This window comes from Pseudomonas sp. GD03903 (assembly GCF_029840045.1).
GTDB lineage: Bacteria > Pseudomonadota > Gammaproteobacteria > Pseudomonadales > Pseudomonadaceae > Pseudomonas > Pseudomonas pseudonitroreducens.
In genome coordinates this window covers 341,221-353,536 of sequence record NZ_JAOCBT010000002.1, presented here as the reverse complement: position 1 = coordinate 353,536, position 12,316 = coordinate 341,221, and the positions used below count along the sequence as shown (strand labels likewise).

At 65.3% G+C, this 12,316-nt stretch carries 11 protein-coding genes; 4 read left to right on the top strand and 7 right to left on the bottom strand.

Features of this window, described 5'->3' with window-relative positions; translation table 11 throughout:
• The first annotated feature begins 18 nt into the window (after nt 1-18).
• From N5C91_RS04285 to N5C91_RS04275, 3 genes are all read left to right on the top strand, one after another.
• On the top strand, nt 19-783 hold the full coding sequence (locus N5C91_RS04285) for an AraC family transcriptional regulator (RefSeq protein WP_236171473.1): 765 nt from the start codon (nt 19-21) through the stop codon (nt 781-783).
• A 73-nt stretch (nt 784-856) separates the two neighbouring features.
• Nucleotides 857-1,198: a tRNA-binding protein gene (locus N5C91_RS04280; RefSeq protein WP_279828078.1), complete on the top strand. Its 342-nt coding sequence runs from the start codon at nt 857-859 to the stop codon at nt 1,196-1,198.
• An 87-nt stretch (nt 1,199-1,285) separates the two neighbouring features.
• A complete protein-coding gene (locus N5C91_RS04275; protein WP_279828077.1) occupies nt 1,286-2,152 on the top strand; it encodes a DMT family transporter in 867 nt (288 codons plus the stop codon).
• 234 nt (nt 2,153-2,386) lie between these two features.
• Here the strand turns inward: N5C91_RS04275 and N5C91_RS04270 are convergent, their stop codons facing one another.
• The 3 genes from N5C91_RS04270 to N5C91_RS04260 form a co-directional block, all read right to left on the bottom strand.
• Nucleotides 2,387-2,887: a hypothetical protein gene (locus tag N5C91_RS04270; RefSeq protein WP_236201726.1), complete on the bottom strand. Its 501-nt coding sequence runs from the start codon at nt 2,885-2,887 to the stop codon at nt 2,387-2,389.
• A 121-nt stretch (nt 2,888-3,008) separates the two neighbouring features.
• Nucleotides 3,009-4,001: an ADP-glyceromanno-heptose 6-epimerase gene (gene rfaD / locus N5C91_RS04265; protein WP_279828076.1), complete on the bottom strand. Its 993-nt coding sequence runs from the start codon at nt 3,999-4,001 to the stop codon at nt 3,009-3,011.
• Nucleotides 4,002-4,124: 123 nt separating this feature from the next.
• Entirely contained in the window at nt 4,125-4,409 is a 285-nt protein-coding gene (locus N5C91_RS04260) for a SelT/SelW/SelH family protein (protein WP_236171477.1), read from the bottom strand.
• Nucleotides 4,410-4,479: 70 nt separating this feature from the next.
• Here N5C91_RS04260 and N5C91_RS04255 point away from each other — a divergent pair, with 70 nt between their 5' ends.
• Nucleotides 4,480-6,684, top strand: a complete 2,205-nt coding sequence (locus N5C91_RS04255) for a patatin-like phospholipase family protein (RefSeq protein ID WP_279828075.1) — start codon at nt 4,480-4,482, stop codon at nt 6,682-6,684.
• A 205-nt stretch (nt 6,685-6,889) separates the two neighbouring features.
• Here N5C91_RS04255 and N5C91_RS04250 read toward each other — a convergent pair whose 3' ends face one another.
• The 4 genes from N5C91_RS04250 to N5C91_RS04235 form a co-directional block, all read right to left on the bottom strand.
• Nucleotides 6,890-9,163 (bottom strand): FimV/HubP family polar landmark protein, encoded by a 2,274-nt coding sequence (locus N5C91_RS04250; protein ID WP_279828074.1) that lies wholly within the window; start codon nt 9,161-9,163, stop codon nt 6,890-6,892.
• A gap of 295 nt (nt 9,164-9,458) precedes the next feature.
• Nucleotides 9,459-9,893: a transcriptional regulator SlyA gene (gene slyA, locus N5C91_RS04245; protein ID WP_236171480.1), complete on the bottom strand. Its 435-nt coding sequence runs from the start codon at nt 9,891-9,893 to the stop codon at nt 9,459-9,461.
• 107 nt (nt 9,894-10,000) lie between these two features.
• Nucleotides 10,001-11,017 (bottom strand): DUF2804 domain-containing protein, encoded by a 1,017-nt coding sequence (locus tag N5C91_RS04240; RefSeq protein WP_279828073.1) that lies wholly within the window; start codon nt 11,015-11,017, stop codon nt 10,001-10,003.
• A 97-nt stretch (nt 11,018-11,114) separates the two neighbouring features.
• On the bottom strand, nt 11,115-12,311 hold the full coding sequence (locus N5C91_RS04235; protein ID WP_236171482.1) for a GGDEF domain-containing protein: 1,197 nt from the start codon (nt 12,309-12,311) through the stop codon (nt 11,115-11,117).
• Nucleotides 12,312-12,316: the final 5 nt, after the last annotated feature.

Sequence of the window (12,316 nt, the reverse complement as noted above, 5' to 3'; positions counted from 1 at the left end):
CACAGAAAGCAGCCCTGCATGAGCCAGATCCTCTCCCTGCGCAACTACAGCCACGACCACCTCGCCCATAGCCACAGCCATGCGCAGCTGGTGCTGGGGCTGTCCGGCAGCCTGGATTTCGAAGTGGGCGGGCGCGGCAGCCTGGTGACCCGGCAGACCTTCGCCGTGGTGCCGCGTGACGAGCACCACGCCTGCGCCAGCCCTGACGGCAGCCGCTGCCTGGTGGTGGACCTGGAAGACGAAGAAGACCTGCTCGGCAGCCTGGGCCTGCACAGCGACGCCGGCCGACGCCTGCTGGAAACCCCCGGCCAGCGCCTGCTCAGCAACGACCAGGCGCAGTTGGTGCACTGGCTCGCTGGCAGCTCGCTGCATGACCCGGTGCTGGCGCGCCAGGGCGCAATCCTGTTGCTGGCCAGCCTCGCCGCCGGCCAGCAGCGCATCGAGGAGCCGGCGCAACTGCCGCTGGCCAGCCTCGACAGCTACATCGACCGCCATGCTGCGCACCCGCTGCAAGTGGCCGACCTGGCACGGCTCGCCGGGCTGTCCGCCGCGCGCTTCCATGCCCGCTTCCTCGCCGAAACCGGTCAGACGCCCATGGATTACGTACGCCAACGTCGCCTGCAACTGGGCTGCGACCTGCTGCGCGGCTCGCACCAGTCGGTCGGCGAAATCGCCGCGCAGGTCGGCTACGCCTCGCAGAGCGCCTTCACCGCCGCGCTGGTGCGTCAATTCGGCACCACCCCACGCCAACTGCGCCAGCAGGCGCGCGACAATTCCCGCTAGCCGCGCGACAGACAGCCGCGCGCCCAGGGCCTAGACTGCCGGCCATCGAACTGGCTAACAGAAGAGAGCAGCGATGTCGGCAGACACCATCGAGTGGCAGGATTTCGAGCGCGTCGAACTGCGCGTGGGCACCATCGTCCAGGCGGAACCCAACGTGAAGGCGCGCAAACCCGCCTACATCATCCAGGTCGACCTCGGCCCGCTGGGGCTCAAGACCTCCAGTGCGCAGATCACCGCGCACTATGAAGCCGACGAACTGATCGGCCGCCAGGTGCTCTGCGTGTGCAACTTCGCGCCCAAGTCCATCGCCGGCGTGCGCTCGGAAGTGCTGGTCACCGGTGCCTACGACAGCGACGAGAAAGTGGTGCTGGCCGGCTTCGACAAGCCGCTGCCCAATGGCGCACGACTGGCCTGACTTTCGTTTTAGCGCGCGGCGGCTGGCCCGGCGCGCGTGCCTCTTTCCCGACAAGGCCCCGCCACAGCAATCGGCGGGAGCTCAGGCATGAATCGCATAACCCAACTCACTCCCCGCGGCGCCCTGATCGGCCTGCACATCGGCGCCCTGATGTTCGGGCTGTCCGGCATCTTCGGCAAGCTCATCCTCGCCGGCCCTCTGGTCATCGTCTTCGGTCGCGCGCTGTTCGGCTCACTGTCACTGGCAGCAGTGTTTGTCGGGCATCTACGGCAACAGAAGCGCCCCACACTCAGGCAAGCCGCCATGCTGCTGGGTGGCGGCATACTGTTGTGCACCCACTGGCTGACATTCTTCCTCGCCGTGAAGGTCGGTAACGTCGCCGTCGCGACCCTGGGTTTCGCCAGCTTCCCGGCCTTCACCGTACTGCTGGAGGGCCTGCTGTTCCGCGAGCGCATCCGCAAGGGCGAATACCTGGTGGTGGCGCTGGTATGCATCGGCCTGGTGATGGTCACGCCAACCCTGGACCTGCGCGATGGCGCCACCGCCGGCCTGCTCTGGGGCACCCTCTCCGGCCTGCTGTTCGCCCTGCTGTCGCTGGCCAACCGGGTGAGCGTGCGCGGCATCGATCCGATCCAGGCGGCGCTGTGCCAGAACCTGACGATCATCGCCTGCCTGCTGCCCCTGGTGCTCTTCGAGTTGCCCGCGATTCGCGGCATGGACTGGTTGTGGCTGGTGGCGCTGGGCGTGCTCTGCACCGGTGTCGCGCACAGCCTGTTCGTCGCCAGCCTGCGGCTGATCAAGGCACGCACCGCGGCGGTGATCTTCGCCCTGGAGCCGGTCTACGGCATCGCCTTCGCCGCCGTGCTATTCGGCGAAGAGCCGAGTCTGCGGATGCTGGCGGGCGGCGCGCTGATCATCTTCGCGACCTTCCTCAGCGCACGCGGCTCGCATTAGCCACCTGTAGGAGCGAGCTTGCTCGCGAAGCGCTTGGCAGCGGAGCAAGGTCTGTTCGCGAGCAAGCTCGCTCCTACAGTCAGTTGCCGGGTAGTGGCTGCGCAAAAAAGAAGGCCGCCCCGCAGCGTGCGTATCTCGAACCTTGCCCCGGGGAGGGAATGCCAAGGAGTCATCGCACGACAGCCTGCGAGGCGGCCTGTTCGGTAGGGCGCCTGTGGATAAGGCGCCGGGAAATCAGTTGATGCTGTAGCCGCGCCCGCTCAGGCAAGCGCCCAATGCGCGGCGGTAGGTATCGGACATGCCCGCCGGTGGCGCCTGGGTAGCGGCGGCCGGGTCGAAGCCGCTCTGGCCGACGGCCCAGCTGTGGCATTCGTAGCGATCGCGGCTCTGCTGCTCCGGCGACTGGCCGCTGGCGGGATAGGCGATCACCTCATAGCTGGTGGTCGGCGCAACCTGCACGGCCGGCGGCGTTTCCACCGCCACATACTGGCGGCGATCGGCATTCCACAGGTAGTAGGTTCCGGCGGCGACGAAGTAGAGCATGCTGCCGATCCACACTTCCCGCGCGTAATCCGGCAGGCCATAGCCATGCCCCGGCCCCCAGCCATGGTACGGACCAGGCCCCGGACCACCGGGGCCGCCCGGGCCATGAGGGCCGGCCACCGCGGCGGCGGACAGGCTCAGGGCCAGCAGCGTGGCGACGGATTTCAGCGCAATGCGCGAGGACAGCTTCATTTCACCTCCGGTCACGGGCGATCCACCGTCCGCCTTTCGTGGTGAGAATTGTCTCGCGCCGGCCCCGTGCGCAGTGTCAGCTCCGGGTAAAGACTGGGTAAAAAGCCCGATACACGCGGTATCAGTCCTGTTGCAGCAACCAGCGGCAGTAACGCTCGACGCCCTCCTCCACGCCCATCATCGGCGCGCGGTAGCCCGCTTCGCGGAGGAAGGCGATATCGGCGCAGGTGTAGCACTGGTACTTGCCGCGCAGCTCATCCGGAAACTCGATGTACTCCAGCACCCCGGCGCGGATCGCGGCGTCCAGGGTCAGCGGTTGCTGGTCCTGCTGTTCGCGCAGTGTATTGATGACCGCCAGGGCCACGTCGTTGAAGGGCTGGGCGCTGCCGCTGCCCAGGTTGAAGATGCCGCTGCGCTCGGGGTTGTCGAGGAAGTGCAGGTTGACCTTCGCCACGTCCTCCACTGAAACGAAGTCGCGCAGATGTCCCCCGGCCGGGTAGTCGCCGTACTCGCCGAACAGTTTCACCTTGCCCGTCTCGCGGAACTGGTTGAAGCAGTGGAAGGCCACCGACGCCATGCGCCCCTTGTGCTGCTCGCGCGGCCCATAGACGTTGAAATAGCGGAACCCGGCCACCTGGGTGCGCGCCGTGGGCAGGACCTTGCGCACGCGCTGGTCGAAGAGGAACTTAGAGTAGCCGTAGACGTTCAGCGGCCGCTCGCAGGAGCGCATCTCGCGGAACTCCTGGCCACCGCCGTACACCGCTGCCGACGAGGCATAGAGGAACGGCACGCCCAGCGACAGGCTGGCGTCGAGCAACTCGCAGCTGTAGCGGTAATTGTTGTCCATCATGTAGCGCCCGTCGCGCTCCATGGTGCTGGAGCAGGCACCCTGGTGCAGCAGCGCACGGACCACGCCAAAATCACCACGGGCATAGCGCTCGATGAAGTCGCGCTTGTCGAGGTAATCGCTGATGTCGCAGTCGGCGAGGTTGGCGAACTTGTCGCCCTCGGTCAGATCGTCGACCGCGATGATGTCGGTCTCGCCGCGCTGGTTCAGCGCCTTGACGAGGTTGCTGCCGATGAAGCCGGCGGCGCCAGTGACAATGATGCTCATGAAGGCACCTCCTGTGGAGAATGGGCGCCCTCAGACTAAAAGTGGTACCGCTGTACCCCGTTGATATGAAGCAAGGAAGTTAGCCAGCTATCGAATGGTTCCGCCGACCGGTAGCGCAACTCGTCAGGAACGATCGTTATGGCCCAGGTCGCGCTGCGGATCGATGCGGTCGCGCACGCGCTGCTTGAGCACCTTGGCCTCGGGGAAACCGCCGTCGGCCTTGCGCTCCCAGATCTGCTCGCCATCGCAGCTGATATGGAAAACCCCACCCGTCCCCGGCACCAGGCTGACTTTGCCCAGGTCGTCGCCGAAGGTGCTCAACAGCTCCTGGGCCAGCCAGGCGGCGCGCAGCAGCCACTGGCACTGGGTGCAATAGGTGATGACGATTTCGGCTTTGGCTTCGGACATGAATCAGACTCTGCAGTAGGACGCGAACCTATAATACCGGTCTGAAACGCCCTACCGGACTCTTCTCTTCATGCGCCGACTGCTGTTCGCTCTCCTTCTGCTCCTTCCCCTCGGCACCCTGGCGGCCAACACTCCGCCGAAGATCGGCCTGGTCCTCTCCGGCGGCGCGGCGCGTGGCCTGGCGCATATCGGCGTGCTCAAGGCGCTGGACGAACAGGGCATCCACGTCGATGCCATCGCCGGCACCAGCATGGGCGCGGTGATCGGTGGCCTGTATGCGGCGGGCTATACGCCCAGGGAGCTGGAACAACTGGCGCTGGAACTGGACTGGAAGCAGGCGCTGTCCGATTCGCCGCCACGGGTCGACGTGCCCTTCCGCCGCAAGCAGGACGACCGCGACTTCCTGGTGAAGCAGAAGCTCAGCTTCCGCGACGACGGCACCCTCGGCCTGCCGCTAGGCGCGATCCAGGGGCAGAACCTGTCGATGCTGCTGGAAAGCCTGCTGGTGCACACCAGCGATACCCGCAACTTCGACCAGTTGGCGATTCCCTTCCGTGCGGTGGCCACCGACATTTCCACCGGCGAGAAAGTGGTGTTCTCCAAGGGCCACCTGCCCCAGGCAATCCGCGCCAGCATGTCGATCCCCGCCGTGTTCGCGCCAGTGGAGGTCAACGGCAAGCTGCTGGTGGATGGCGGCATGGTCGACAACATCCCGGTGGACGTGGCACGGCAGATGGGCGTCGACGTGGTCATCGTGGTCGATATCGGCAACCCGCTGCTGGACCGCAAGCAGTTGACCACGGTGGTCGACATGCTCAACCAGTCGGTGACCCTGATGACCCGCAAGAACTCCGAGGCGCAACTGGCCACCCTGAAATCCAGCGACACCCTCGTGCAACCGCCGCTCAGCGGCTACAGCTCCACCGACTTCGGCCGCGTGCCGCAACTGATCGATGCCGGCTACCGCGCCACCAGCATCCTCGCCCCGCGCCTGGCAACCTTGCGCAAGCCTGCCGACGCCGAAGCCGTGGCGCTGAGCGAAGCGCGCACCCCGGGCGAGCGCCAGCCGGTGATCGATCGCATCGAGGTGGAGAACAACTCCAAGGTCAGCGATGACGTCATCCTTCACTACATCCGCCAACCGCTGGGTGAGCACCTGGACCTGGAACGCCTGCAGCGCGACATGAGCACCCTCTACGGCCTGGATTACTTCGACCAGGTGCAGTACCGCGTGGTGCACAACAAGAAGAGCGCGGATGGCAAGTCCGACAACGTGCTGGTCATCCACGCCTACGGCAAGCGCGGCGGTACCGACTATCTGCGCCTGGGCCTGAACCTCTCCGATGACCTGCGCGGCGACAGCACCTTCAACGTCGGCGGCAGCTACCGCATGAACGGCATCAACCGACTCGGCGCGGAATGGCTGACGCGCCTGCAGATCGGCGACCAGCAGGAAGTCTACAGCGAGTTCTACCAGCCGCTGGACGTGGGCTCGCGCTACTTCGTCGCGCCCTATCTGTTCAACGAAGCACAGAACGTCGAGGCCACCGACAACGACGACCCGATTGCCGAGTACCGCCTGGAGCGCTATGGCTATGGCATCAACCTTGGCCGGCAGATCGCCAATAACGGCGAGTTCCGCCTCGGCGTGGCCCAGGCCTTCGGCAAGGCCGACGTGCGGGTCGGCGAGCAGAGCCTGCCCGACTATCACTTCAACGAAGGCTACGCCCAGCTGCAGTATTCCTTCGACACCATGGACAACGTGGATTTCCCCCGCGAAGGCGAGAACATCCAGACCTCCTTCCGCGAGCACACGCCGTCCCTGGGCGACGACGACCGCTACCGGCAATGGGACTTCCGGCTGGACAAGGCACTGAGCAGCGGCCCGAACACCTGGGTGCTGGGCGGTGGCTACGGACGCACGCTCGATGATGCCGACGTGGTGGTGTCGAGCTTCCTGCTGGGCGGCGCGCGGCAGATTTCCGGCTACCGCCAGGACGCACTGGCAGGGCAGAACTACAGCCTCGGGCGGGTCATCTACTACCGGCGCATGACCGAGCGCTCCTTCCTGCCACTGGACTTCCCCTTCTACCTGGGCGGCAGCCTGGAACGCGGGCGGGTATGGAACAACGACAACAGCTACGACACCGGCTACGTCAACGCCGGCAGTATTCTCATGGGCTTCGAGACGCCACTGGGACCGCTGTCGTTCAGCTATGGCCTGAACGACGCCAGCGAGCACGCGGTTTACATCAACCTGGGCCGCAATTTCTAAGGCCTCACGCAGAAGGTGCAGGAAACCTGTAGGAGCGAGCTTGCTCGCGAACTGCCCAGCGGCAAACCCGCCGGAAAACACCGTTCACGAGCAAGCTCGCTCCTGCAACAGCCTTAGCGGCCCCACCCTCGGGAGCTGAGCAATATCTGCCTCTCGCACATGAAAAAGCCCGGCAGCTGCCGGGCTTTTTCATTCAGACAGCGGGTCAGGCAATCAGCGCCAGCAGTTCGCGCGCCTCGGCCTTGGCCTTGGAATCGCCACTGGCGATCACCTGCTTGAGAATAGCGTAGGCCTCTTCCAGGTTGCCCTGGTCGATGCACTGGCGGGCGCGATCGAGGCTGGCCAGCAGCTCGTCGTGCTCGTGGCCGATATCGTCCGGCAGGTCGAAGGTCAGGTCGTCTTCTACCTGGGCCTTGCTGCCATGGCCGAACATCTCGCCATGCTCGCCCAGGTCCAGCTCGGTGATTTCCGGCAGCTCGTGCAGGTTGCTGCGGAAGTCCGACGGCACTTCCTGGGCGGCGCTGGGTGCTGCCTTGCCTTGCTTTGGCGACTCGAAGGGGTTGTCGAGTTTGTCCCAGTCCAGGTCCAGCGACAGCTCGCTGAGGTTCATGGCGAAGTCTGGCTGTTCCTGCGTGGCCCTGGGTTGCTCCACCGGAGTGCTAACGGGTTCGCCCAGTTCCAGGTCGTCCCAGTCGGTGAGCGTTTCGCCCGTGGGCGGCTGCAGGGTGTCTTCGGGGCGAATCAGCATCGCCGGGTAGCGCGACTTGAGCTGGTCGATCTGCTTCTGATCTCCGCCGGCGGCCACCAGGGCATGTTCTTCCTCCTGGAAACCGCTCACATCACCCAGCTCGGCCAGAACCAGCAGCAACTTCATGCGCAGCTCGCGACGGCCCGGCTCGGCGTTGACCGCCTTGCGCAGCATATCGCGGGCCTGGGTGAAGCGGCCGTAGGCGATGTAGATATCCGCACCCTCCAGGCTGTCCGCGCTGGCAGCCGGCAGGCGGGCGACGCCCGGCTCCGGTGTGGCCACCACGACCGGATGTGGCACCGGTACCGGAGCCACCACCGCCGCAGCCAGCGGCTTGGCCGGCGGCAGCGGCTGGACCGGCGCAGGCGCGGCGGCTCGCAGGGGCGGCATCTCGACCGGCTTTTCCTCGCGCTTGCGACGCGCGAACAGCAGGCCGACCAGCAGCGCACCGAGCGCTCCTGCGCCCAGCCACGGCCAGTAGTTGAAAGCGGTGCCCTGCGCATCCTGCGCCGGGGTTGCCGACTGAGCGGCACTTGCCGCAGGAGCAGCCTGTTGCGCTGGCGCCACGGCGTCAGGGGCAGCAGGCACGGCATTGGTCGGTGCATTGGTGGTTGGTGCATTGGTGGTCGGAGCATCAACCGCCGGCGTATTGACTGCCGGCGCATTGCCGGAGGCGACCGCCCCCTGGCGCCGATCGAGTTCGGCCTGGAGCGACTGCACCTGCTGATCGCGGCTCTGCAACGCCTGCTGGAGGGACTCCAGTTGCTTCTGGAGGTCGTCCATGCGCTGGTTCATCTGGTCGCGCTGGGCGTTGGCCAGGACCAGGTCGGCTTCGACCTTGGCGAGGTTGGCGTCAGCAGCCGGCGCCGCCGGAGCGACGGCATTGCCTTGCGCCTGAGCCACAGCGGCTGCAGGCGCCGGCGCGGCATCGGAGGTCTGTGCGGCAGTTGCTGCGGGGGACACGGCAGACGGCTGCGCTGCTGCGGCAACGGTTGCGCCACCGCCATATTGCTGGCCCTGCGGCAGGATCAGCGTCTGGCCAACCTTCAACCGATGCGGGTCGCCATTGACGAAGGCCTGCGGGTTCAGTGCGACGATGCTGTCCATCAACTGTGTACGCGAGGCAGCGGTGCCACTCAGGTGCGACGAAATCTTCCACAGGGTGTCATTGCGCACCGTGGTATAGCGGCCATCACCCGCGGGCAGCGGCGGTTGCGTCGGCGCACGGCGCACGGGTTCGGAACGGTAGCCGTCCGGGCGATAGCTGGAAGACTGCGAAGGAGCCGCATCGCTGCGCGCCACATTGGCAGCCATGCTGCGATTGGCGCTGTTGTACTCCGGCGGGTCGATCAGCAGGGTGTACTCGCGCAGCATGCGCCCGTTGGGACGCTCCACCGCAATCAGGAAGTTCAGGTACGGCTCATGCACCGGCTGCGTGGACACCACCTTGATGTAGCCACGACCGTTGCGGATCACCGGGGTGAAGCGCAGGCTCTGCAGGAACACGAAGCGGTCGACGCCAGCGTTCTCGTAGTCGGCGGGACTGGCGAGCTTCGCTATCAGTTCGTCGGACGTCATGTCGCCGGTTTCGAGCAGCGCGATCTCTGCATCCAGTGGCTGGTTCAGCCCGGAATGCAGCGTAATGTCGCCAAGCCCGAGGGCATTCGCGTGAGCGGAGACAAAAACCGAAAGTGCGGCAAGCGTCAGCGGAATTCTATTTATTCGAGCCATAACCCCATCCCATTGTCCGGGTCTGCACGCCATTCCCTGACTACTCGAAAGCAGCAGGCTGAGCCTGTCCACATACTTGAAGCCATGCCGGACTGCAGACCGTCACGCACCACCCCTCTGTACCTTGCAGGGTACAGGCCGTCTGATATCACGGATTAGGTGTTGCACGAGAATTGGTCAAGATAAATCGTCGAAAAACCGGCGAATGGTTAAGAGATGGATAGCGAATGGCCAGCGGCCCCGTCAAGGACCGCCAGAAAAATGGCTACTTTACCCGAATAACGTGATGAATTGCTCAGTTTCGCTCGAGGTTGCCGAGAATTCGACTGAGCGTTTTCTGACACAGCGCGATTTCTTCCTCGGTAATCCCCGCCAGCACTTCGTTGCGAACGGCGGCGGCAATGTTCTCGATATCGGCGATCAGGACGTCTGCCTTGGGAGTGAGGGCGATGCGTTTGGCGCGGCGGTCCTCGGCCACGGCCTGGCGGCGGACCAAGCCCTGGGCCTCGAGACCGTCGAGCAGACGGGCCAGAGTCGGACCCTCGACACCGACCGACTGGGCCAGCTCGCGCTGGGTCGGCGCGGCGGAATGACGCGCCAGGTGCAGCAGCACCAGCCAGCGCGCCTGGGACAGGCCGAGGTGGCTGAGACGGCGGTCGAGTTCAGCCCGCCATGCACGCGAAGCCTGGGCCAGTTGGGTACCGAAGTAGTGCTTATCGTTATCTGACATTGTTCCGCAAATTTCGGGAGTGAATCGGCTAAGTTGATTTGACTAATTATTAGCCAGCTAATCAAGCCCGTACAATGACAGATTGTCGCAGGGTGTGACCTGAAGCCTCACCATTTCGCATATTGGTCTTCGACGAAGCCCCACAGGTTGTCGATGCGCACCTCCGCCCGCCCTGGAGGTTTGAGCACACCGCTGAAGCGTCCGAATATCTGCTTGAAGTTGCTCGCCAGCAGCCCGAGGTTGAGGCGCTCCTGGTGCAGGCCGTGGGCTTCGAAACGCAGTTCGACCTGGCCGTCGTAGGAGCGGATGGTCCAGGGTTGCAGCGGGTGATCGCGGTCGAACTCGAAGAGCACGCTGTCGACCTTCAGCAACTGGCCGTCGAGCCAGTAGCAGTTCTCGGTGAAGCTGGTCTCGTTGACCCCGCACGACAGATTCAACCCGACGCGCTGGCCCTGCGCCTCGCCGGACAGACACGCCCAGTTCCAGAAGGTCTCGCGGCGCATGTAGCCGGCGGACCAGTCGTGGTGCGCATAGGCATCGAGTTCACGCAGGTCGTAGTCGCCCAGCGCGCTGCGCACCTCGCCGTGGCAATGCACGCCGGCCACCTTGCGTGCGTAGACCCAACCGTTCACCGCCGTCGGGGTGCACAGGCTCATGGGCTCGAACGCGGGCTGTTCCTCGCTGAAGCGCGCGTCGATGCGGGTGCCGTCATCCAGCTCGACCAGCAGGCGCTTCTCCAGCGGCGACGAGCCATTCTCAAGACGCAGCAGGTTACGTCCCTGGCGCAGCTCGCAGACTCCATCATTGGGCGTCTGCGAGAAGTTCGAGCCCATGCCCAGCGGGCATTTGAACTGGCGTTCGATCATCCGCCCGCTTTCAGGGTGGTAGAGGTAGACGAAACCGATGGACAGCAGGCTGAGGTCAGCCAGCGCGCAACCGCCGATCAGTGTCGGGCTGATCAGGCCGAAGTACTGGAACTGGTGGAAGCTGCGCCACTTGCTCAGCGCGCCGAGGCGGCGCCCCATCGGTGAGCGGAAATCGAAGTCGCGGTGGTTGATGGTCGTCGGTGTGCCGGGAAAGATGCCGTAGTGCGGTTGGCCGTTGGGCTGGATCAGCTGCTGCATGGGCGCGGGCTCGGTGGCAAGGTCCGGCGCATGCTAGCACCGGGCCTGCGCACGCCGCAGTCACGCACGGCGCCAGCTCGGGGGACGGAATGGGCCATCAGGCGACGACCTGGTTGCGTCCGAACGCCTTGGCTTCATAGAGCGCACGGTCGGCGTGCTCATAGATGCTGCGCAGCGGGTGGCCGGTCTCCGGCCACAGGCAGGAAACACCGATGGACAGCGTCACCTCGTCGGCCGTCAGCGAGCCCTCGTGGGCGATACCCAGGGCCTGCACCGACTCGCGCACTACCTCGGCGCGTTCCCTGGCCTCGCGCTCACTGGCGCCATAGAGCAGCACGGCGAACTCCTCGCCGCCCAGGCGCACGGCCATGTCCAGCGGGCGCCGGGCACTGGCCATCAGCACCTCGCCGATACGCTGCAACACACCATCGCCGGCCTGGTGGCCGTAGCGGTCGTTGTAGGCCTTGAAGTGGTCGACATCGCAGAGCAGCAGTGCCAGCCCCACGCTCTCACGCTGCGCCTGGCGCCACAGGCGCTCCAGCTGGCGGTTGAAGCTGCGGCGATTGTGCAGGCCGGTCAGCGCGTCATGCTCGGCCATGACCTTCAGCAGGCGGCTGATCAGGAAATGCTGGCGGGACTTGTAGTCCAGCAGGTAGCAACCCACCGCACCGACCAGGTTGCCGAAGAGCAGGAACACCACGTTGCTGATCAGCTTGGGCAGCGGCAGCCCGGCGTACAGCTCGAAGCCCACGTAGGCCAGCAGGATCACCGAAGCGCAGCCCACCGCCTCGGCGAAGCGCAGGCCGATCAGAAAGTACGCAGCCATGCTGACCAGCAACAGCCCTTCGTAGGGATAGCTCTGGTCCACGGTGTGGGCGATGCCCGCCACCGCCGCCGCACCGATGCCGACGCTGAGGATGCAGGCCAGGCTCAGCGGCACCAGCAGGTGGATATGCCGACGCTGCAGGATCAGCCCGCCACAGACACCCAGCAGGACCAGTACGCCGATGCGCACCGCCAGCATCTGCCAGTGTTCCGGACCACGGATGAGGAGGAAGTCGATGGCCGCCAGCGCCAGCCAGATCAGCACGCCGATGGTCAGCGCGGTGCGCTTGAGATCGAAGCTGTCTTCGAGCAGGTAATGGCGGTACTGGGTTTCGAGGTCGGGTTCGAAACGCAGGCGGCGAAAGCCCCGGGAGAGCTGTTCGGCATAGGCATTGGAACGGACGTCGTCCAGCCAGCTTTGTTGTTGTGGCACGCTCACCTCTTCTCGTGGAGGTCTAAGTGCCACCATAGCTG